The sequence below is a fragment of the Candidatus Dadabacteria bacterium genome, assembly GCA_026705445.1.
Taxonomy (GTDB): domain Bacteria; phylum Desulfobacterota_D; class UBA1144; order Nemesobacterales; family Nemesobacteraceae; genus Nemesobacter.
Window position 1 is genome coordinate 14,772 of the sequence record JAPPAR010000038.1, and the last position, 22,912, is coordinate 37,683.

Here is a 22,912-nt window from a genome sequence, read left to right on the forward strand (position 1 = left end):
TTCTATGGTCAAGAAAGCGCCTGCGGGAAGGTGGGAAGCGGCTTTTCCCCGGGAAAAAACGGTTGGCGAGTCAAGTGCAGCTTAAACATCTGAGCCTCAGGAACTACAGGAATTACGAAAATCTCTCCCTCCCGTTCTATACGGGACTGAACGTTATCCACGGACGAAACGCCCAGGGGAAAACCAATCTTCTGGAGGCCATATATCTTGTCTGCGGGATGCGGCCTTTTTCGGGCGCGAAAAACTCTGAGCTCGTGCGCTTCGGCTGCGAGGCTTCGCTCGTTAAGGGGGAGATTCTTTCCGCAAACGGTCTCAATGAAGTGCACATAACCATAAAAAAAGAGGGCCGCCACACGCGGCTTAACTCAAAGACCGTGCGGAGCATAAGTCAGCATTTCGGCCGCTTCAAGGTCGTTTTGTTTCTTCCCTCGGACATAGAGATAGTGAAGGGCGGGCTTCAGGCAAGAAGAAATTACCTCGATTCCGTCGTGAGCGCCGTTCACCCGGCCCACATAAAGCAGCTTCGCGACTACCAGAGGGCCGTAAGCCAGAGAAACCACGTGCTCGGATTAAAGGAGAAATTGTCCCCGCTTTCCGTGGAACTCTGGGATGATCAGATAGCCAGAATCGGAGCCGACATCGTGGGCAGGCGCATCGAGATGATAAAAAGCTTTAACCGCAAGCTCGCCGAGGTTTACGGGGAGCACGGGGAATCGGACACGTCGGCGCGCGTTAGCTACGGGTTTTCGTTTGAACGCAGGGCGGATATCGTGGAGGCGATAAGGGAAGCGCTTTCCAAGAATTTTCCTTCTGACAGAAAAAGGGGTCACACGACAGTCGGTCCCCACAGGGACCGGGTCGGTTTTCTGCTTAACGGGCAGGACGCTTCACGCTTTGCCTCGCAGGGGCAGTCAAAAAATCTGGTTCTGGCGCTTAAGGCCTCAGAGATAAGGCTTTTTAAGGAACACACGGGAACCAATCCCATACTTCTTCTCGACGACATAACGAGCGAGCTTGACATAAAGCGCAGAAGCTTTCTTTTCAAAACTCTCTCGGAATTCACCGGGCAGGTGTTTGTCACCTCGACCGATAAGAACGAGATACCCCGCCGGGGGGAATTCCACTCGTTTCTCGTTGACTCAGGCCGGGTAAAAGCCGGCGCTTAAGAGATTCTGCTCTCTGCGGTCAATGTTTTTAAACAGAGGTCAGAGAAGTTATCATAGAAAGTTAACCAAAAGGTATGTTTAGTTGAAAGGAGGCAATGAAGTGTATAAAATCAAGCTGGTCCTGATAGCGGGCTTAATAGCTATTATGCCGACTCTGGCGGCCGCGAGCGATTGCAGCACGGTTGAAAACAACAATCTCGCGATTCACGCGGTGCCGGAACTCGTTCACCAGAAGGTCACGTTTGACGTAGCGGCGTCGCATACCCCGTTTGATGAAAAGTACTCTGAGATTGATAATATCAGCGTGTTTACGGGGGGAGCGGGCTTCAAGGTAGCGGGGGTAAAACTGGGTATGGGACTCAGTCACTATACAAACGGGACTTCGTACCCGGTAAAAGATGGAGATCCGTGTGTAGGTAATACCGCGTTGGCTGTGGCGGGTTTTGTTAACTTGGGCGAGAGCGCGAGGCTGAAACTGGGGATCGCCAGGAGCAGCGACCTAATAGACTCATTGTCAATCGATAATACTACTTTTCACGCGGGTTTACGTTTCGGATTCTAAGAATGGAACAAATGCAGGAGGATATAACTAAATGGACCTGAAGATAATTGACATTAATTTCTTTATGAAAGAGACGGTAGCGTCTTACCTTATCGAGACCGGCGAAGGACCGATGCTTATAGAAACAGGTCCCGATACAGCATTTGAGAATCTTAAAAGCGGTCTTTCGGACCTCGGCTACGCGCCCTCTGACGTAAAGCACGTGTTCGTAACCCACATTCATCTTGACCACTCGGGTGCCGCCTGGCATTTCGCCGAGGCGGGATCCACCATATACGTTCACCCGGTGGGGGCTCCGCATCTTGTTGACCCTGAGAAGCTCATGAGGTCCGCCACAAGGATATACGGGGACAAGATGGATGAGCTCTGGGGCGAGGTGAGGGGAATGGATCAAAGCAGCGTGGTTGCAATTGAGGACGGCCAAGTCATCAACATAGGGGGCGTAGAAGTAAGGGTTGTTGAGACAGCCGGACATGCCGGGCATCATCACTGCTACCTGATTGAGAACGCACTCTTTACCGGGGATACTGCGGGGTGCCTGATGGCGGGCGGGCCCATGGTTCCCGCAACCCCTCCTCCCGAAATACACCTTGAGAAGTGGAACGCTTCTATTGAGAAGATGAGGGAAATATCCCCCGACATTATTTATCTTACTCATTTCGGCGGGTACACGGATGTGGGTCCCATGCTTGACGCCGCCGCCGAAAAACTCGAAGAGTGGTCTGAGTGGATTGGCGAGAGATTGTTAGCCGGCAAGAGTGATGAGGAGATAACCGAGGAGTTCGGCGCCTACTTCAAAGAGATATTCGAGCGTGAGGGTACAAGCGAGGATGTTTACCGCAAGTACGAACTAATGGCTCCTTACTACATGAACGCCGGCGGCCTCATAAGGTACTGGAGGAGGCACAGGCTTTCTGATTCCTGAGTCTTTTCGCCGGAACGGCGGTTTTGTTTTCTTCGGTTCCTGTCGTTATAATTACTCGTTTTTGAATCGGGGTGTGGCGCAGCTGGGAGCGCGCAGCATTTGGGATGCTGAGGTCGGAGGTTCGAGCCCTCTCACCCCGACCATTTCTTCGTGATTTGATGCGTGACTTGGTTTTTTCCGCGCCCGTAGCTCAGCCAGGATAGAGCAACGGACTTCTAATCCGTAGGTCAGAGGTTCGAATCCTCTCGGGCGCGCATTTCGGTGGTGCTGGGGGGAGTTTCTTTTTCAGAGAAGTGCGGCGCCTAGGAAAAGGTAGAAGGCGCTACCGAATATATCGTTGAACGTGACGAGAAACGGTCCCGATGATACCGCCGGGTCCATCTTTAGCCTGTTAAGAACCAGCGGGCCCGCGACTCCAAGGAACGAAGTTGTAAGCGTGGCTCCTACGATCCCCGCGAATATTACCAGAAACAATCTTGTAACATCAGCCTCCGCAGTATTCAGCAGAAGTCCGATCAGGGAACCCAGAATGCCGCTTATGATCCCCAGAACCAATCCCACTTTGAGTTCTCCCAGAAGAAGGTCTTTTATCTGGCTTTTAACGAAATCACCGGCGGCTATTGTTCTGACGGTGATGGTGTTTGTCTGAACTCCCACGTTTCCGCCCGTAGCCATGACCAAGGGAAGCAGGGCCGCAAGTACGATGAAATTCTCAAGAGTGGTCTGGAATTTTTGCATTATTATAATAGCCAGGACAAGTTCTCCCGCGAGGGCCAGCATTATCCAGGGAGCTCTCAGCCTCACGTTGTCGTATATGGACGTGTGTACAGGGTGCAGCCCCTCGCCGGTTATACCGCCGAGTTTGTATATGTCTTCTCCAGCCTCTTCGGATATGACGTCGAGTATGTCGTCGGCGGTTATCCTGCCGAGCAGCACTCCGGCACTGTCTACCACGGGAAGCGACACTTCGTCGTATTTCCTGAAGATATTAGCTACTTCCTCCTGGTCCATTTCCGGAGTGACCGTGATCTCGACCGGGTCCATTATGGTCCAGAGGGGAGAATCAGGCGCCGCTGTTGAGAGCTTAAGCGGGAACACTCTTCCGACGAGCCTACCAGTTTCGTTCACCACATAGACCATGTGCAGGTCCTCTACGTCGTCTTCGTCTTCTTCCTCGATTTGTCTTATGAGTTCAACGGTTTCTCTCGAAGTGGCGTCGTGCGGACTTTTAAGAACCTCGGTCTGCATGATTCCGCCCGCGGAATCTTGGGGATACTTTAGAAGCGGCGTCACTTCCTCGCGTTCTTCCGGGTCCATGGCTTCGAGAACCTTCTTCGCCACATCTTCCGGCAGTTCTCCCAGGAAGTCTGCGGCGTCGTCCGATTCCATTTCTTCGGCCATCGCGGTGAGGGAAGTCTCCCTCATGGGCTTCAGTAGGCTTACTCGTTCCTCGGGGTTAAGCTGGAAATAGACCTCGGAGGCTACTTCCGCGTCAAGGGCCTCGAGTATTAGATGTTTTTCTTTCTGAAGAGAAGCTTGTAGGAGTGACGCTATCTCGGAGGGGTGCATGGACTGGGTTATGCTTCTTACGGCATCCCAGTTCTCCTTCTTAACAGCCCTGTCTATCTTCTTTACCGTTTTCTTGACGTTAACCGGCATCGCATTACTCTCGGTTCCGTATTTTTTCAGGAGGAGTGTTGAGACACTGCCCCTTTTCTGAACAGATTAGAATACAGTTTTCGATATCGATTACTACAAAAAATATATACTGCGGTTTTTTATTGCTGAGGTTTTTCCGGGTTCGGAATAGAGACAGCAGCTTGTTTCCCAGCTTTCCATAGCGAAACAGATGTTTGCGGAGCTACTGTTTTAGAAATGTCCCACCTTGCTCGGTTATTCCAAAGAAGCGATTTTATCAGGTGTTTCCATCCGCTTTATTTTGTTCCAAGCTTCCCACAGTTCATCTTGCCGGAGAGATGCCCATTCAACAACTAGTCCATGAGCGCGCGGAGGAAGGTGCCCGCGCAATACTGCCAAGGTTTCAATATTCATCAGTACTTGATATTCCCCGTAAAACGCATGGAAGTGAGGAGGTGCGTGGTCATCAAAATACATGCGTATGATTATTCCGTAGAAACGGCAGAGTTCAGGCATTTGCAGAAGAAGCGTCCACGTCTGCCATCTCCCCAATAGATTTTCCGGTCAGTCGCATGTAGAGGGCGTCCGGACAGAGTTCAATATCATCTCCCCAAGCTATTGCCCCATACGAGGTTATACGTACCACCTCAAAGCATTTACGATCATTCCAGGCTTTGAACACTCCGTGCCCTACCAAGTGAGATAGATTGATTTCCCCGGCCGTGCCATCCGAGTAGGAAAGCCAAATACGGTAACCATCTCGCGGTTCTATTTCCGTTGCTCTGATCATCCTCTGTTTGTCCAAGTGCTGATTTTGCGTTTTGTCCCCATAATCTGATTACGCCGTTTAACGTGAGCGAAATTGCCCTTTAAATCCTCACTCGAAGTTATGAAGCGCTCCGCATAAGGCATATGGAACTTCAGTTAACAAGAATGATTATAACTTTTGCCGTGCGTGGTTCAAATTCGTACCGACAAAACTGATTAAATCGAAAGCTGCCAGCCGATTGTGAAGCTGTAATCGCTTTTAAGCTGCGGGCCATCTAGGTTCTGATAAAGCGGCCATCCAATCTCAATTGCCAGGCGGGGTCTCGCAGAGGAATAAGAGAGAAAAAGTCGCAGCCAAGGCGAAAAGGAACACTTCCCGCCCTGGTCGCGTCAAAAAATAGAGTCTTTTCAATCCGGCACCCCGTTACTTCTTTTTGCGTCTGCCGGTTTTTTTCGCGATAAGCTTCTTGAGTTCCCTACGGTCGGGACTGAGCAGTTCCTTTACGTATTCGACGTTCACCTTCGTCACTATTATGTGACCGACTTCGGTGTTAACCGATTCGTAGATCCCGAGCCTCATCATCCCCTTGGTCTGCATGAGGTTGTCTTCCGTGGGACTTACGTAATGCACGAAGTCGGTTCTGTAGCGGTGAATCAGGAACAGGTGAAGCAGGGTGGCGAGACGTTTCTGGCGAAGAGCGGGATCAAAATTGTTCTCGTCCCTCACCGTCAGTATCTTCTCTCCCTTTCTGTCCTGCAGTATCTCGAATATGACATCTCCTACCTTGTCGCCCTTGCCGTTTATGATGTTCAGCTCAAGCACGAAAGTTCCCACGGTGTGAGGCTTGAGTTCAACGGTGAAGCTGTCCTTAATCTTGTAGTGCCTCGTCCAGGCCTCGAGCCACTCTTCGAGAAGCTTGATCGAAACCTCCGTCTGAACCAGGTGCTGGAACTGGGTCGAACCCTTGCCCATGGCTTTCGTGGTTGCGGTTCTTCCGGAACTTGCGACGAGTGCTCCGTCCATACGGGGTCCCCCGACATGGGTCTGCGGAGTCTTGTAAGGCGAATCTATTAGCCTCAGCCTTCTCTGCACGCGCGCCAGGGCGAGCATGCCGTCTTCCATAAGCGCGGTTGCGAACTCTTCGGCGGCCATGCCGTCGATCTGGTGGCCTCCGTAGGTTATGAAATCGAACACGAAGCCGAGCTTTCCTATTTCCTCGGGGAATTTCTTCATTTCCTCGTCGGTCATTCCCGTCGTGTCCCAGTTAAAGGAAGGAGAGAGGTTGTAGGCAAGCATCTTGTCCGGAAAGACCTCGTGGATGGCGTCTGCGAACTGCCTTGCGTCCTCAAGGTCTGCCGTCTTGGTTTCCATCCAGAGCAGATCGGCGAAGGGCGCCACGGCAAGCGATTTTGCGATTGCGTATTCGATTCCGCCTTTTACCTGGGAATATCCCTCGGGCGTTCTTGAAATCTCGGGGTCCCATATGTAGTCGATTCCCAGGGAATCGGCCTTCTCCATGGCGTCTTTGGTGGAGGCGGTTTTGGCAAACTCTCTCCACTGCTCGATGGTCATATCGAATTCAATGCCCTGCTCCATGTTAAACTCCATTAGCGTCTCTATTGTTTCGCCGAAGGTGCTGAGGCCGGACTCCTCTTCCCATATCTCGACGAACTTGGTGACTACGGAATCCAAAGCGGTTTCAAGTTCCTGGGTATCCCCTTTCATTGCTTCTATATTCTCGTCAATAAACGACGCTATGCCGGTTTCCTCAAGCCACTTGTTCGTTTCCGCGTAGACCTCTTTGCTTATCTTGTAGAGCTTGTGGCCGTTTATCTCCTTTACGCCTTTTTCGTGGATTCTTTTAAGGATAGTAAGGTAGGCGTTTTTGTAGCTTGGGATGTTGAGCTTGGTTGCTCCCAGGACAAACGGCTGGTCGCGCTCGTCCCCGTTTCCGTCAAGAAGGGTGGCGGCTTCGGCGTCAGTCCTTGAAACTATTATTCCGGGCACTTCCATGATATCGAGCTGGAACCGGGCGGCGTTAAGCCTCTTTATCTGCTCGTCGGAAGGAACGAGAACCTTTCCGCCCTGATGACCGCATTTCTTGGTTCCGGGCTTCTGGTCTTCTATGTGATAGCCTGTAACGCCCGCCTCGACGAACCTTCTAATAAGGTTTCTAACGTGGGCGTCTCCGCCGTGTCCAGTGTCCGCGTCAGCGATTATGAATGGGCTATAGTCGATCTCGGGCGTCTGTTCCCTTTCCTTCTCGGTCATCCTTGCGCGGTTGTATCTCTGGTTTTTGTCCGCGGCGAGAAGTGCCCTCACTATGGGGGCCGCCTCGTCCGGCACCTGGCTAAGCGGATAGCTCGCGAGATCCGCTCCCTGGTCCTCGCCGATCGATCCCTTTGCCGACGTGGCCCATCCGCCGAGATATATGCCCTCTATTCCCTTTCTTTTCATCATGACCGCCTGGCCGGGCGAATAGGGGCCGAAGGACGTTATCTGCTTTCGCTCGGCGAAAAGCTCACGGAGTCTCTTGTAGAACGCCCCCGCGGCGTTTTTCGCGATTGAGTAGTCCCTTCTTATGGTTCCTCTCTGCTCCACCACCTGGCGGGGCGAGTAAAGACGAGTTATTCCCTTAAAGCGTGCGCTTGAGAAATACCTTTTCGTCTTCCTTATCTCAGCTTCTAACTGGCTCATCGATATGCTCTCCTGAAAATAAAAATGGTTGTTTCTTCGGGAACCTAGATTACGAAATCGAGATTCTCGGTGATTCTCGTGTCATTGCCCGCGAACTCAGTCATGTAGAGTTCGATTCTCTGCGAGGCCACCTCGTGGTCGTGGTTGTTTAGGTTTATGTTGAGCAGGTCTATGTACCACGGCACCTTTACGTCGTCAAGCACGTAGGCCCTCACTATCTGCTTCGCTATCGGAAGGGTAGTGGGCTTGGAGATGTCGTGGACATCCCTGTCGCTTGCCGCCTGGAGCTTTACGTATTCTTCCTCAAGAAGCCTCTCGAAGACCTCGACGGTGAACGTGTCCCCGGCCTTAAGCCCGGTCTCGGGGTCGTCCTCGGTGAGATCCGCTCCTTTGTGGATCCACTCCCAGAGTATGCTGAGCCTTATCTCTCCGGTAGCGGCGTCTTCCATCAGGTAGAGGATGTCGTCGTTTCCGAAGAAGTCGGCGGGCTTAAGCGCCGCGGCCTGGAATCCCTGGCCGAATGCGTTTCCGTACTGAAGTCCGACGCTAAGCAGGTTGCGCGCCCCCCTTATCGTTCTCGGGGCGGGCTCGAGAAGTATGAGGCCGTCTGCGTCCTCCTGGGTGTAGGTAAGGGGAGGAAACTCCCTTCCGAGCTGGTTCTCCTCGCCGACTTTCTCCCAGACGGGCCTTATTATATGGACCATCTTCCAGTGGGCGACCCATTTGCCGCTTGCTCCTTCCTGCTGCTCCCTTACGGCCCCGGCGTAGGCCTTCTCCATGCTGCTCTCGACCCCTTCCTTCGACCCCACCGGTATATTCGGTTCCATGCCTCCCTGCCAGAGCGCGAAGTTCCCGTTTACGTCCGGAGTGTTTACGGCCCTTCTAACGCGGTCCTCGTAGTTTCTCATGTATCCGTAGGTCATGGTGATCGACTCTATGTTCGGGTTAACGAAATCCTCATCCCACGCCATGGCATCTGAGACGCTGTTTATGTAATCCCACCTGCCAGTGTTAAACCCGGCGAAGTGCTTGCCCAAAACTGCCCTTATCTCCATCAGCTGGAACGTTTCCTCGAGCTGCTCTATAAGCACGTATACCTTTATCGTGCCTTCGGGAAGCCCGATGTGGTTCTCAAGGGCGCTTAGCATCTCGTTCCATAGTGCAGCTTCCTCGGCGGTCTGGATCTTGGGCAGGTAAAGGACTATGGATGAGTTTCTCTTGGCGAGTTCCCTGTAGTTGTTAACGACAAAGAGCGTCATGTCGACCACGGAGGCCGAAAGCGCTACGCCGTCAGAGTCGCGTATGTGGCGGTCGTCCAGGTGAAGTCCCCTCGCCCTGAAAATAACGGTGGTGAAGTCAAGCTGCTTTTTCCAGTCCTCGATTATGTCGTGTCCGAAAAAATCCCGTCCCCAGCTGTTCATCTGCCCGGCCACGCCTTCGGCGGTTTTCATAAACACTTCATCCCTCGCGATTGCGAGCTTCAGATTGCGTTGATTGTCAAGGGACATCGTTGATATCTGCCCCAAGGCGTCCTCGCCGTCGAACATCCACCCGTCTGCGCCCGAGAGAAGGGCGTAGGCGACGTTTCTTATGCTTTTTTCAACCGGGGAGTTCGGTTTTGCCGCTGGGCCCGTTCCCTGTATCCACTGTGTTTTGAGGTCGTGGGGAATCTCCGGTCCTTCGAATTTTCCGTCCCTTGCGTCCTGGACCTTGAGATTGGTGCGCGGGATAAGAGAATCTGGATCAAGAAAAGTTATTCTTTCCTTGGATTCATAGCGCCTTTTTCTTCTCTGGGTTCTTTTTCCCATGAGGGCCTTCTGCTCACCGTTGAAGCGGGCCATGAATTCAAGGGCCTCCAGCGCCTCCGGCGTGTACACGTCCCCGTAGGATTGCTCGATGTTGTCTCTTATGTGCAGTGTAGTGCCCATTGGTTCTTCGCTCCTCGGATGCCTGTTATGATTGAATAAAGACAGCCTAGTATAAACAAGTTCTCGATTAAATCAAATATCCAGCCGGAACCCGTTGGGCGTAGGGGAAAACGACGGTTTTTTAGCTTCGAGCGGGATCGTACAGGCGAGTGGAGAAGGGGCTCTTAAGCTGCCGGTACGCGAGGACTTCGTATGGGAAGACGGACGGCAGGAGCGCCGGTATTTTCCGGCTGACACAGCTAAAACTTCCGCGTCTCCTCCTTTTAGCACTAATCGGATGAAGGAGCCGGTGCCTTCACGCGGATCTTGACGATGTCCGTGTCGTAATACTGTTGATGTTGTACCGACGAGGCGATGTGCTGCAACAGTCGCAGAGACACATCTTGTTCAGTTGGGGCTTCCGTCGCTCGCTCGCCTAGCAGCGCGATCTGGTCTTCGAGATTCTCTTTAGTGGCTGATGCAACGAATTCAAGCACAGCTTCGTCGCCTTCCTTGTGCGCAATAATGTGCAGTCGCCGCAAGGGTTCTTTCTCATCTGATGTGGTCTTCTGCTCAAGCAGTGTGAGCAGGGTTTCTTCACTGGCGGCGTCAAGGCGGTCGGCCATCGCTTCCCCCCAACCGCTGTGGGAAGCAAACGATTGCAGAAACTCCCGGATTTTCGGCAATGTCGTAATGTGGAACGGAAGCTCTATGCGTCTGCGCCGAGGTTCAGTGACTTCGACAAAAAGCGTCAGGAGCAGAGCGGTTAGACCACCTGCTGTCATGCCATTCTGCAATAAGCCACCGGCAAATTCCGCAAAATACTCAGGGAAGATCACGCCGTTCTGAAAGCCGACGCCTACCCAGAATGAAACTCCCGCGATCATGCCTTTGCGGTAGTCAATTCCGTCCTGGACGACGACCTTCATTCCAACCACAAACAGCATGGCTACCAAGATGGCCAGGTACCCCGCAGCCACCGGACTTGGAATTGCAAGAATTGCGGCGAGCGCCTTGGGGAAGCACGCCAGGACGAGAAAGACGATGCCCGCAGCAGTCCCGACTGTCCGGGTTCCCACTCCGGTAAGTTCCGTTACCGATACGCTGGTCGAGTACGTCGTATTTGGAATCGTGCCGGCGCACCCGGACAGCAGGTTGCCCACTCCATCGGCAGCCACGGCTCCCTGAACGGAACGAAAGTCTACGGCCCGTGGCCGTCGCCACGAAATGCGCTGAATTGCTACGGAGTCGCCAACTGTTTCGATTGCGCCAATCAGGGTGACGAAGATGAACCCGGGCAGGAGCGTCCAGAATATGGGTCCAAAGCTCAGATCGAGGCCGGGCCAGCCTCCTTGCGGAAACCCGATCCAGGCGGCCTCGGAAATGCGAGCCGTGTCGTAAATTCCGAAAAAACCACCAATAATGGATCCTACAATGACGCCTGCTACGGGTGCCCAAAGTCGAAATACACCGGTGCCCTTGAGGGCGATGCCAGTGATGACAAGTACGGTTACAAGCGCGCTGAAGGGAGCAGCTTGGGGATGTGCGGCATCCTGAACGTTGTCCAGAAGATCGAAAATTATTGGCATCACGGTGACGGAAATCAGCATGATTACCGTACCTGCGACCGTGGGGGTGAGTATCCGGCGAAACAGGGAAAGGCGTCTCGCCAGGGCAAATTGAAACAGAGACGAGATAATGACGAGCGTCGCCAGCATGGCGGGTCCGCCTTGCGCGATCGCGGTAATGCAGATTGCGATGAATGCGCCGGAGGTTCCCATCAGAAGGACATATCCCGCGCCGATTCGACCAACTCTGACGGCCTGCAGTATCGTGCTGGCCCCGCTGATCACGACTGATGCGAATACCGCCCACATCATGTAAGTCTCAGATCCGCCGGCCGCCTTGATCACGATTAACGGGGTGAGGACGATCCCCGATATGGTGAGAATGGCAAGCTGCAGGCCAAGCCCGGCTACCAGCAGCGTTGGCGGTCTGTCGTCAGGTTCGTAGCGGATGTCTGATCGCGGAGCGGAGGTGTCGGCAGACATGCCGAGATACTATACTAAAATGATCAGATTTTTCCATGGATCGATAAGTGCAGGTGGGAAGCATGACTGGGTCTAAGTAAATTTTGGCAAGCCATAAGCCAATGCACAGGCGTTATCATGGCTGGTTTTCATCCTGGAACAATACAGACCTGTACCCATAAAGTACCGACAGCGGCAGTTCAACTCCGTGGTCCGGCCCGAAGTAATTCCTGAATGCTTCAGACAGTTTGACATGCGCCTCCAATTTCGCACGCCGTTCATGGATCATACGACGCACCAGCTCTTCCATTGAAATGCGCTGACGGCGTGCCTCGCGCCTAAGCCAGGATTTGTCACCCGGGTCAATATTGCGGACTGTTATGACAGAACTCATTACGGTGCCCTCTCGATAATTTCAGATATAAAATATTGCTGCTGTCAATATCTGTATACATATCCTGGATTCAGGCCATGATTCTCGACATTTTCTCTTTGTCCTGTCGGCGCAGGCTGACAATTTGTCTATTTGCAAGCTAACCGGTAGATTATCCACTTTTTCAGTGCGGAATACTGAAGATTCTATGGTGGGTGTAGCTCAGCCCGGTTAGAGCACTTGGTTGTGGCCCAAGAGGTCGCCGGTTCAAATCCGGTCATCCACCCCATTTTCCAGAAGGCGGCACAACGTATGGGACTTCGATGCGGAATAGTGGGACTCCCGAATGTCGGGAAATCGACTCTTTTTAACGCTCTTACAAACGCCGGGGCTGTGGCCTCAAACTTTCCTTTTTGCACCATAGACCCTAACATAGGAGTTGTCGGGGTCCCGGACCCGAGGCTCCATGCCCTCTCCAGCATCGTAAAACCCCAGAAAACCACTCCCACGAGCCTTGAGATTGTAGACATCGCGGGACTTGTGAAGGGGGCTTCCGAGGGAAAGGGAAGGGGAAACGCTTTTTTGTCCCACATAAGGGAGGTTGACCTCATACTCCATGTCGTGAGATGTTTTGAGGATGAAAACGTGACCCACGTTGAGGATGGAATCGATGCCATCCGCGATATCCGCACTATAGAGGACGAGCTTGTCCTCAGGGATCTTGAGACTGTGGAGAAAAGGGAGGAAAAACTCGCGAACCAGGCCAAAAGCAGGGATAAGGACGTAATAAGGGAGCTTGAAACGGTGAAGTCGCTTCGGGAGTTCATAGAGACCGGGCGGCGCGCGAGGGATTTCCCGCGCCCGGAAGGAAGCCCGGACATCCTACAGGAGCTTTTTCTTTTAAGCGAAAAGCCCGTTATCTATGTCTGCAACGTTTCAGAGGAGGATGTCTCGGGAGCCGCAGAAAACGCCGAGGTTCTCAGGGTAAGGGAGCATGCGGAGCGCTCGGGGGATGACGTCATAGTCGTTTCGGCCAGGATAGAGGCTGAGATAGCCGAGCTTGAAGGCGAGGAGAAGACTGCTTTTCTCGAGGAACTCGGACTCAGGACAACCGGCCTTGACAGGCTCGTTAACTGCGCGTACTCGAATCTCGGGCTTCTTACCTATTTCACCGCGGGACCGAAAGAAGTGAGAGCCTGGACGGTGAGACGCGGAACCAGGGCCCCCCAGGCGGCCGGGATCATCCACACCGACTTTGAAAGGGGCTTCGTAAGGGCCGAGACCATATCCTATGAGGATTACGTAAGGGAGGGGTCCGAGCAGATGACAAGGGAGGCGGGGAAGATGAGGCTTGAGGGAAAGGACTACGAGGTATGCGATGGGGACGTCATGTTTTTCAGGTTCAATGTCTGAGTTGCCGGCGGCTGATACTAAGAATAATTTCCTGTTTAGGCTCGACGATTTTCCGATTCTGGGGCAAACAATGCTAGAGGTAAAAGTGGTTCGGAAGTAGCTTTATATAACCGTTGGCAATTAGTTATTCTACTGAATGAATCTATCAGTAGATTCAGCGGTAAAATCCAGATATTGGCGCGGAGTTTTAGTTGGACTTTTTACATAACCAGAATCCAGCAACGTTATGCTTCCTATTTACAAAGACAAGGATTGCCTCGTATTCCTGAAAAGGCTACAGGCATTCCTGAAAATACTACGGATTAATAAAAACAATATCTTGCTAACCGCCTTTCTTGTTCTTGGTTATCCGTAGTGTTATAGATAACTCCTATAGAGATGACAGATTAAATCCGGATTAGTGGTTGCCTGTGTTGAAGATCTTATGACACCTGAAAAATTTATCGATAAATGGACCCGTTCAAAACTCAAAGAGACCTCTGCGTCACAAGAACAGTTTATCGACCTTTGCAATTTACTAGGTGAACCAACACCAGCGGAAGCTGACTCCGAGGGTGAGTATTACTGTTTTGAACGTGGTGTACGCAAAGAGGGAGGTGGTGATGGTTGGGCCGATGTTTGGAAACGCCACCATTTCGCTTGGGAGTACAAGGGAAAACACAAGAATCTTGATAAAGCTTTAGCCCAGTTACGACAATATATTTCGGCATTGGAAAACCCCCCTCTTTTAATTGTTTCCGATATGGAGAGGTTTCGCATTCACACTAACTGGACTAACAGTGTGAGTGAAACTTACGAGTTTCAACTTGAAGACTTTTCTGATTCGGCCACGCGCGAAAAGTTTAAATGGGCATTCTCCGACCCTAGTCGACTTAGACCGGGTGAAACCCGGCAAGCACTCACTAGGCAAGCTGCCGAGACTTTTGCTTCTCTCGCTCAAGCACTGCGGGAACAGGGTTATAACCCGCAAACGGTAGCCCGTTTTATGAACCGCCTGATTTTCTGCATGTTCGCTGAAGATATAGGGCTTCTGCCTGATGATATGTTCTCAAATATGCTGAAAAGTGTACGGAACCAGCCTGAAGAGTTTGTTGAATGGGTAGGTGACTTGTTTAAGGCTATGGAATCGGGAGGACGGGTTGGATTTGAGCAGGTGAGTTGGTTTAACGGTGGCTTATTCAATGATGATACCGCTTTGCCAATGACCCGATTGGATATTGAGAAAGTCCTTAAAGCGGCAATGCTAGACTGGTCAGAAATTGATCCTTCTATTTTTGGTACTTTGTTTGAACGCGGTCTTGACCCTAGTAAACGCTCCCAGCTGGGCGCACACTATACTGACCCCGGTAAGATCATGCGGATTATAAATCCAGTGATATACCATCCTTGGATTGATGAGTGGGAGGCAACAAAGGTAGAGATAAGAAACTGTCTAGAAAAGGCCGGAAAGACAGACAAGAAGTCGGCAAAAAGTCGGCATGAAAGGCAAGCCAAACGGTTGCTCAACCAGTTCCTTAAACGATTGCGTGAATTTACAGTGCTTGATCCAGCATGTGGATCAGGCAATTTTCTTTATCTTGCCCTCCATGTACTCAAGGATTTTGAACATCAGGTGCAAATTGAGGCAGAGGGAATGGGTTTTCCAAGAACATTCCCTGCGGTGGGTCCAGGCAATGTTAAGGGAATTGAGATTAACTCCTATGCTGCTGAGCTGGCCAGACTCTCTATTTGGATAGGAAATATTCAATGGATGAGACGTAATGGATTTCAAACGGGGGCAGATGGAGATCAAAAGCCGATTCTTGAACCTCTTGAAACCATAGAATGTCGTGACGCAATACTAACTCCAGATAATAAGGGACCAGAATGGCCAAAAGCCGATGTAGTAATTGGAAATCCGCCATTTTTGGGTAACAGGAAAATACGAAGTGAGTTGGGGCACAATTACGCCGAAGCACTACCACGTGCCTATGCTGAGTTAGTGCATGGCAAAAAGCCCGACTTGGTCTGTTATTGGTTCGCCAAAGCCGGTCAACTTCTCGCAAATCGAGATATTCGATCCTTTGGTCTGGTGGCAACGAATTCGATCCGTGGGGGCACTAATCGCACAGTGTTGGACGGTATTCTTGAAGACTCGATAATTTTCGATGCCTGGTCGGATGAACCTTGGGTAGTTGAAGGAGCTAACGTAAGGGTGTCATTGATCTGCTGTGCGCCTAAAGACTCCGGGTTTCCCATATCTTTAAATGCCGTTAGGGAACCAAATATCAACTCCGATCTCACAGCGGGAACTCTTGATCTTACTCGCGCATCTCCATTAAAACAAAACAGGAAAATAGCTTTCCAAGGGGATATCAAACGTGGCCCGTTCGACATTTCCGGCGACATTGCCCGGGAGTGGCTTCGCCTGCCCGCAAATCCCAATGGTCGCCCAAATGCCGATGTTCTCAGGCCGTGGATGAATGGAATGGATATAACCCGTCGTTCAAAAGACAAATGGATCGTCGATTTTGGCGATATGATGAGCGAGACTGAAGCCGCGTTTTACGAAGCCCCGTTTAGCTATATTGCTGAGCATGTGAAACCTATTCGCCAGGAAAACCGGGAGGAAGCAAGCCAGAAGTTCTGGTTTAGACACTGGAATACTCGCCCTGCGATGTGGCGGGCAGTGAATGGCATGGCACGCTATATCGCAACTCCGACAGTTGCCAAACACCGCCTCTTTGTCTGGCTGGATGCGCGTATCTGCCCAGATCATCAACTCATTATTATAGCCCGTGATGACAACACAACGTTAGGAATTCTCCACAGCCGCTTTCATGAGGTGTGGTCGCTCCGGCTTGGCACGAGCCTAGAAGACCGGCCGCGTTACACGCCAACCACGACCTTCGAGACCTTCCCCTTTCCGGACGGTCTTACTCCCGACACCTCTGCCGCTGGCTACGCTGACGACCCGCGTGCCGTTGCCATCGCCGAAGCTGCATGTCGTTTGTTCGAACTGCGTGATCGGTGGCTCAACCCGCCGGAATGGGTGGAATGGGTGGATGAACCTGTACCCGGTTATCCCAAGCGACCAATTCCCCGAAATGAATCTGTGGAGAAGGAACTCAAGAAGCGGACACTTACAAATCTTTATAACTCTTCTCCTCAATGGCTTATCAATGCACATGCGGATATTGACGCCGCTGTTGCCGATGCTTACGGTTGGCCTAATGACATCTCCGATGAAGAAGTATTGGGCAAGTTGTTAAGATTAAATCTACTAAGGAGTTCTTAGTAATGGATACTTGTATATCTTTTGTAATTATCCCCGACTGTTAAATTCACTATTACAGCAACTTCTGTTGATTTGAAAAATCAAAAGGTTTTTACTAATGAACCAAAACAAAGCGCATGAATAAGAAATTCCCAATTCTATCGAAGCGATGATCTATAAAACTTTTCTAAGGCCGGCTCTTGACCGTCTTGATTCAGAAATGTGGCACAATAACGTAAAGGAACTCATGCACCTCTGCGAGTTCTCGGGCCTCACTCTGAGACTCCTTGAGTTCGCCGCAAGCGGCGGGGCTAGGGTCAGGGACAAAAGACTTGGCGTTACGGTCACTGGAGTGCCTTTTGAGAACCCGCTTATAGTGGGCGCCGGATGGGACAAGACCGGGAGGGCGCTTCGAGCGCTTTACTCGCTTGGGTTTGCGGGGGTCGAGGTGGGCTCGGTCGTCGAGAGACCCCAGAGGGGAAATCCCAAGCCCAGGCAGTTCATGGTAACTCCCGATGTGTGCCTTAATTCTCTTGGCCTTAACAGCCCGGGGATGGACGCTGTCCGAGAGAACCTCAGGTGGTACGGCCGCCTCGATATGCCGATTGGAGTGAACCTGGGAATAAACTCGGACACAAGCCATGAGGATGCCCCGCGAGCCTACGCCGCCGTCGCGCGGAAATTCCGCGCCGACGCCGCCTACTTCGCCATAAACGTGAGTTCCCCAAACACCCCGGGGCTCAGGAAGCTTCAGGACGGAGGGCGCCTTGGGGAGATAATACGTGTGGTAACGGAGTCACTCGCGGATTCCTCGGGCGTGAGGAAACCATTGTTTGTAAAAATCTCCCCGGATCTTTCCTTGGAGTCGATCGATGACCTCCTCAGTGTCGTGATCGATTCCGGGATTTCGGGCGTAATCGCCACCAATACGAGTGACAACCGAGGTCTCAGAGCAAAGTACGGCGTGAAGTGGGGAGGTCTTCCCGGGGGGATAAGCGGAAACGATCCTGAATACAGGTCGCTTTCAACGTCGATTATTTCCCACATTTACCGTACCGCTGGCGGGGAGCTTGAGATAATCGGAGTCGGGGGCGTGAGCGACACCGCTTCTGCGCTTGAGAAGCTTTGTGCGGGCGCAAAAGCCCTTCAGGTGGTCACGGGTCTTCGCGGAGAGGGCCTATCGGTTGCGAACTCGATAAACAGGGGGTTGCTCCAGTTCATGGATAAAAACGGAATCAGCGACATAAGCGAGATTACAGGTTCCGATCACCGGTGAACCGAGCAAGCGCGTGAAGAAATGATGCTGGGGGATATGCGGGCAAAAACTATGTGTGAGCAGTAAATGCAATAGACAAGTTTTGTGCTTTTGGTAGCGAAACACTTTTGAATTTCAAACTTGAAAGCACGCTATAATATAATGAGGGGATTTTATTTGTGTAATTCCCCAAATTTCTTTAGCAAGGTAGAATTTTGAGCCGCTTTGTCCCCCTGCCTTTCAAAAAAGTTAAGAGAAATCTTATTGAACTCAGGATTTGTGCTCAAGAGTTCGAAAGGCAGTCATTTCAAGTACTAAAACAAACGGACCGGAAAAATTGTAATTGTCCTCGTCATGGCAACAAAGATATTCCAGTTGGGACACCCCATGCCATTATAAGTCGCTCGGGCCTCTCAAGGGAACTGTTTGTTGTAAGCTAAGTCCACTTATGCGCAATTAAATATGCCGTACATACACCGGCACCTTCCTAAGGGCTTTCTTGATTTTTATTCTGCAAACAACATGCGTGCTATTATATTGGATATACTGAATGCCAAGACTGAAATCTGCTTGGGGAGAATCTTAGTTTTAAATGCACTTGCGAAATGAAAAATGTACCGGGATTTCTGCTAAGCGGCGTATCCGCCGGGCTTAAGAGAGAGGGAAAGAGGGACCTGGCGCTCATATTCTCAACGGTTCCGGCCCACGCGTCCGCCATATTCACGAAAAACCTGATAAAAGGCGCCCCTGTGCTTGTTGGGCAGGAGAGAATCGCGGGCGGGCTCTGCCAGGCGATAATAATAAACAGCGTAAATGCTAACGCCTTCACGGGCCAAAAGGGCTATGAAGACTCGCTTGAAGTTGCAAACACGCTCTCCAGGCGGCTCGGAATAGATGAATCGCTCGTGATCCCTTCGTCAACCGGGGTTACGGGGGAGTGGCTTCGCGTCGGGAAAATCAAAAAGTCCATTCCCAGGCTCATAAAAGGTCTTGGAGAAGACAATGTCCGCGAGGCGGCAGAAGCCATCATGACGACCGACTCCTTTCCCAAGTACGCATCAAGGCAGCTTGCCGTGGGAGAAAAGACAGCCACCGTCTCGGCTATCGGCAAGGGGGCGGGGATGATATGTCCTGACATGGCGACCATGCTCTGTTTTATAATGACCGACCTTGATATTCAGCGGAAGGCTCTTTCAAAAGCTCTTGTGGCAGCGGCAAGCGGTTCTTTTAACGCCATAACGGTTGACGGGGACACTTCCCCTAACGACTCCGTCTTTATCCTCGCAAACGGGGTTCTGGGAAACAGGCAGATCACGGAGAAAAGCAGGGATTACAGCAGGTTTGTAGACGCACTTTCGTCTTTATGCGGAGAGATCGCCGAGATGATAGTAAGTGACGGCGAAGGGGCTACGAAGGTCGTCAGGATCAATGTTACTGAAGCCAGGACAGAGAGGGATGCCGAGAAGATCGCGAGGACGATAGCCAGTTCCCAGCTTGTTAAAACCGCGTTTTACGGGGAGGATGCGAACTGGGGAAGGATAGTGGCGGCTGCCGGAAGGGCCGGCGTGAAATTCGATCCGGAAAAAATAAAGCTTTATTTTGAAGGAATAGAGGTATTTTCAAAAGGGGTGAGATCCAAACCGGAATCAAGGTTTGCCCGAGTGTTCAAAAAACCGTCCTTTACGGTGACGCTTAGCCTCGGGGAGGGGAAGACGGCCTACTCGATTCTCACAAGCGATCTAGGCCACAAGTACGTTTCGATCAATGCCGATTACAGGACCTGACCCGGGCGGTCTCCGTCGGAGACTCTACGCTTCCTTCATGCTCAGGTTTCGTCAGCAAACCCGGTTTTCTCAAGACGCCTTCCGGTACTGTATTCGGTGTATCTCATTAGAATCCGTATGTTGTTTTTTACTTTTTCGAGGTTTGTGTCCATGATTTCAGGATGTCTCATTATGTCCATGTGGAAGGGATAGGTGTTCCTTTTCCCCTGTGTTTTCTCAAGACTGCTGAGCTTTCCGTTCTCTACGTCAAACCCCGCGACCTCTTTTTCCCTCTCAAAGCGCAAATCGGGTCTGTAGCCGCAAAGGGTAAGCGCGCGGAGGAGAAAAACGAGAAAAACGGAGTGCGGTTCCCGTTTTCCCGAGAGAAGCCCTAGGGTGTCTGTCGCAAGGTCGAACAGCTTGTCTGCGGGTTCCTGTTCGGGGGTTAGGAAATCGAGCAGCTCCAAAACGCGGTTTGCCGCGACGAAGGAGTCAACCGATTCCGTTATTTCCCTGTAGCTTTCCTTCAAGGTCACGTCCCCGATGAGGTTGAACTTTCCTTTGTTAAGGGTTACTTCGATTGCCAGGCGGTTAAAGAAATCGAGACGTCCACCGAAGCGCTTTCGGCTTTTTTTCGCGTTTTTGGCAAGCGCCCTGAATTTTCCGAGTTCCATTGAGAAAAGGGTTACAATTAGATCGGCTTCCCCGTAGTTTGATTTTCTTAAAACAAGCGCTTCACATGTTTCCATGGTTTGTTTTCAGGCTCAAAACATTGATTTGGGAATTAGATACAATCCCCAGTTTTTAGGGGACTATATGCTTTAGATATTTTATGTGCTTTCTGGGTAGTTTTTGGTTAAACGTTTTAACTCTGAAAGAGGCAGAACATGAACATCTGACACGAGGTTTTCCAAGGGCTGTTTCAATCGTCCCCTTATCCGCGATAACACGCGAGAGTCCTTCCTCTTAACATCATTGCATACAACACAGAACTCAACTGTCTTACCCCTTATCAATCTTCTAGTAGTTCTGTCCAAAGAGCAGATTCTACACAAAAGCAGCAAACTTGCGTAAGCTTTTAAGAGTTGTTCTTTGCCGATGATTCTTACAGATATTTTTTTGGAATACTTTTTCTCCAGTTCCTTTTTTTTCTTTCTGAGGTTCGAGTCCTCCAGCAGTAAAACATTGCCGTCGTTGATAAGTATATAGTCGCAAGCATGAGCATTGTGCATTCCATATTGACCCTTGAGCGTCTTTCCATTTCCAGGAATAGCTTTGTCTACAGCATAGGCTTTCGTGGGGAAATTACACGTTTTTTTCTCCTCCTTTACGAGTTTTTTGATTTCCAACGGCCTTGTAAAATCTTCAAACGACATCTTCAAGGTCATAACCCGCCAAAGAAAAGAGTGGTGAACGGCTCGGTCAAATTTTCCTGTATTGCCTCAAGTTTGCTGTCAAAATCTTCTTCGTAACCTTCGATGCCCTCAGATGAAAAGCGGTTAAGAGCTATAATATCCCTGCTTTTAGGATCTTTTCTCACTTCCTCTTCGAGAAATTGGAGGATATCTACAGAATGGGTAGCGATTACAACATTTATGCCCAAACGAGACAATTCAAAGAGCGTCTTGGCGACTTTAACCTGCCAAGAAGGGTGAAGGTGTGCCTCTGGTTCGTCGATGAAGAGAAAAGCACCCTCGTTTATGATTCTACGCTCGATGAGTAGAGCAATGATACCAAGGTTGACAACGCCCATTGCGACAAGATGCAAAGTAAGGGAAGTGTTGTGTTTGTTGTCTTCAAATCGTAACTCTCCAGTTTCAGAAACCGTGAGTCTCCCATCCATAACATCGCTTGAGAGTAATCGCTCATGGAGCTTCATAATATCTTCGCGACCGTCCTCATCTGGATATTCCTCTCTCAGCGCCCTTGCCAGATCGTAGAAATAACCGGGCACCCCGCTTAGAGCGTCTCCTCCTACGCTATGAAAACGCGGTGTCATCCTGATCCCCTCCAGCGGAGATTTCAGTTTCCAGTAGAGGGGGGATTCCAGATATATCACTCTGGAATGCTCCTGAAGTCCGCGAAAACTTGCCTCATCCTTGATGCTGAAATCAACTGACTTGGTATTTTCAATCGTAAATTCACCGACATTGTCGAGCACGATTCTAGCCGGTTGGGTTGGGTCTTTTCTTAGATTTGAAAGGTTGACTGTCTGGAAATTTCGAACAAGGTTTTGAGCGACCCTTTTCTTTATGCCGTCCATGGTAAATTCTCTAGCGGTGGTTTTAAGTGCACCATAAAGGTTGTTTATATTTTCTCCCATTCTTTCCAAAGGTTTCTTATATATCCTCTGAGCCACAAAAGTGCCTTCTTCTCTCGCCCATTTATCAAGGCTTCTCTCAAGCTGTATATGCTCCGCTCTTAATTGCTTTCCATAATCGACAACAATACCCCAAGCTTTTTCTCGCTGATGTGAGTATTCGGGGTCGAAAAGACTTCCCATTATAGTCAGGATGGATTCCATCTTGGCAAGAGATACTTCGTTTTCTTTTTTCTCGGCAAAGTTAGTACCGCTCAGCGCTTCAAGACTGCCACGTACGGGCCGGGACAGCATATTGAAGTACATTAAGGCGTGGTCGGCATTCATCACGTCGAAGAGGGAATATAAGAGTTTTGAAACAAAACTCTTCCCCGTATTGTTAGGTCCTGCAAATACAGTAAATTGTCCAATGCGTAAGTCTGCATTAGTTAATTTTCCGAAGTTTTTTATATTAAGTTTGAATGACATTCTTTACCCACTTTGCCTAATTTTAACCGTTCGGGAGAATTGGACAACAAGCTAACTATTCCTCCTAAGACAGGCAAGAATTTTTTAGCAAGTAAAAAACGCAATAAGTAGTTATGGGCTTAAAAAGCTAGGGAGAAGAAAAGCACGGTGGTTTAATCCGCTTCTTTAATGCTTCGAGTTCTGCCCATATAGCGGGAGCCATTATGAGAGTAAACTACCTCTTGCGACAAGACTGCTTCTCTGAGAAGTTGCAAAACCTCTTTATCCTTTGAACCATCTCCATAAACTGTTATCTCTACATCGATGTGGCCTATCTCTTGTTGGGGGCAATGTCCTTCAGGGACTAGATCATGTCTTGCTTCTAGGCCTC

Annotated in this window: 16 protein-coding genes and 3 tRNA genes; 10 read left to right on the forward strand and 9 right to left on the reverse strand. The window is 50.6% G+C overall.

Translation table 11 applies throughout. The features are described 5' to 3' along the window. Positions 1-62: 62 nt before the first annotated feature. The 5 genes from OXG75_07275 (at position 63) to OXG75_07295 (ending at position 2,907) form a co-directional block, all read left to right on the forward strand. Positions 63-1,166 (forward strand): DNA replication/repair protein RecF, encoded by a 1,104-nt coding sequence (locus tag OXG75_07275; protein MCY3625773.1) that lies wholly within the window; start codon positions 63-65, stop codon positions 1,164-1,166. Between the two features lie 100 nt (positions 1,167-1,266). Then, positions 1,267-1,728 (forward strand): hypothetical protein, encoded by a 462-nt coding sequence (locus OXG75_07280; protein MCY3625774.1) that lies wholly within the window; start codon positions 1,267-1,269, stop codon positions 1,726-1,728. A 31-nt stretch (positions 1,729-1,759) separates the two neighbouring features. Beyond that, positions 1,760-2,653 (forward strand): MBL fold metallo-hydrolase, encoded by an 894-nt coding sequence (locus OXG75_07285; GenBank protein ID MCY3625775.1) that lies wholly within the window; start codon positions 1,760-1,762, stop codon positions 2,651-2,653. 67 nt (positions 2,654-2,720) lie between these two features. Then, positions 2,721-2,796: transfer RNA gene (locus tag OXG75_07290), tRNA-Pro, on the forward strand. Positions 2,797-2,832: 36 nt separating this feature from the next. Beyond that, positions 2,833-2,907: transfer RNA gene (locus OXG75_07295), tRNA-Arg, on the forward strand. Positions 2,908-2,938: 31 nt separating this feature from the next. Here the strand turns inward: OXG75_07295 and mgtE are convergent. The 6 genes from mgtE to OXG75_07325 all read right to left on the reverse strand — a co-directional run bounded on the left by mgtE (position 2,939) and on the right by OXG75_07325 (position 11,715). Continuing rightward, positions 2,939-4,312 carry a magnesium transporter gene (gene mgtE / locus OXG75_07300; protein ID MCY3625776.1) on the reverse strand — a complete coding sequence of 458 codons (1,374 nt, stop codon included), beginning with the start codon at positions 4,310-4,312 and terminating at the stop codon, positions 2,939-2,941. Positions 4,313-4,546: 234 nt separating this feature from the next. Continuing rightward, the gene (locus tag OXG75_07305; GenBank protein MCY3625777.1) at positions 4,547-4,807 is read right to left on the reverse strand and encodes a DUF4160 domain-containing protein; all 261 of its coding nucleotides are present in this window, start codon (positions 4,805-4,807) and stop codon (positions 4,547-4,549) included. Then, positions 4,800-5,081: a DUF2442 domain-containing protein gene (locus OXG75_07310; protein ID MCY3625778.1), complete on the reverse strand. Its 282-nt coding sequence runs from the start codon at positions 5,079-5,081 to the stop codon at positions 4,800-4,802. The genes OXG75_07305 and OXG75_07310 overlap by 8 nt, the downstream gene beginning before the upstream one ends. Before the next feature lie 402 nt (positions 5,082-5,483). Continuing rightward, positions 5,484-7,757 (reverse strand): isocitrate lyase ICL2, encoded by a 2,274-nt coding sequence (gene aceA, locus OXG75_07315; protein ID MCY3625779.1) that lies wholly within the window; start codon positions 7,755-7,757, stop codon positions 5,484-5,486. Positions 7,758-7,801: 44 nt separating this feature from the next. Beyond that, positions 7,802-9,685, reverse strand: coding sequence for a malate synthase (locus OXG75_07320; GenBank protein ID MCY3625780.1), 1,884 nt, complete (start codon positions 9,683-9,685; stop codon positions 7,802-7,804). A 269-nt stretch (positions 9,686-9,954) separates the two neighbouring features. Then, positions 9,955-11,715: a hypothetical protein gene (locus OXG75_07325; GenBank protein MCY3625781.1), complete on the reverse strand. Its 1,761-nt coding sequence runs from the start codon at positions 11,713-11,715 to the stop codon at positions 9,955-9,957. A gap of 563 nt (positions 11,716-12,278) precedes the next feature. On the opposite strand from OXG75_07325, the gene OXG75_07330 reads away from it, so the two are divergent. The 5 genes from OXG75_07330 (at position 12,279) to argJ (ending at position 19,775) form a co-directional block, all read left to right on the forward strand. Further along, a tRNA-His gene (locus OXG75_07330) sits at positions 12,279-12,356 on the forward strand. Between the two features lie 23 nt (positions 12,357-12,379). After that, positions 12,380-13,480, forward strand: coding sequence for a redox-regulated ATPase YchF (gene ychF, locus OXG75_07335; protein MCY3625782.1), 1,101 nt, complete (start codon positions 12,380-12,382; stop codon positions 13,478-13,480). Positions 13,481-13,904: 424 nt separating this feature from the next. Further along, positions 13,905-16,757, forward strand: a complete 2,853-nt coding sequence (locus OXG75_07340; protein MCY3625783.1) for an N-6 DNA methylase — start codon at positions 13,905-13,907, stop codon at positions 16,755-16,757. Between the two features lie 148 nt (positions 16,758-16,905). After that, positions 16,906-18,012: a quinone-dependent dihydroorotate dehydrogenase gene (locus OXG75_07345; GenBank protein ID MCY3625784.1), complete on the forward strand. Its 1,107-nt coding sequence runs from the start codon at positions 16,906-16,908 to the stop codon at positions 18,010-18,012. 584 nt (positions 18,013-18,596) lie between these two features. Beyond that, positions 18,597-19,775: a bifunctional glutamate N-acetyltransferase/amino-acid acetyltransferase ArgJ gene (gene argJ / locus OXG75_07350; protein MCY3625785.1), complete on the forward strand. Its 1,179-nt coding sequence runs from the start codon at positions 18,597-18,599 to the stop codon at positions 19,773-19,775. Positions 19,776-19,816: 41 nt separating this feature from the next. On the opposite strand, the gene recO is transcribed toward argJ, so the two are convergent. The 3 genes from recO to OXG75_07365 form a co-directional block, all read right to left on the reverse strand. Next, positions 19,817-20,503: a DNA repair protein RecO gene (gene recO, locus OXG75_07355; protein MCY3625786.1), complete on the reverse strand. Its 687-nt coding sequence runs from the start codon at positions 20,501-20,503 to the stop codon at positions 19,817-19,819. A gap of 81 nt (positions 20,504-20,584) precedes the next feature. Beyond that, entirely contained in the window at positions 20,585-21,130 is a 546-nt protein-coding gene (locus tag OXG75_07360; GenBank protein MCY3625787.1) for a hypothetical protein, read from the reverse strand. A gap of 8 nt (positions 21,131-21,138) precedes the next feature. Beyond that, positions 21,139-22,542, reverse strand: coding sequence for an AAA family ATPase (locus tag OXG75_07365; protein ID MCY3625788.1), 1,404 nt, complete (start codon positions 22,540-22,542; stop codon positions 21,139-21,141). Positions 22,543-22,912 lie beyond the last annotated feature (370 nt).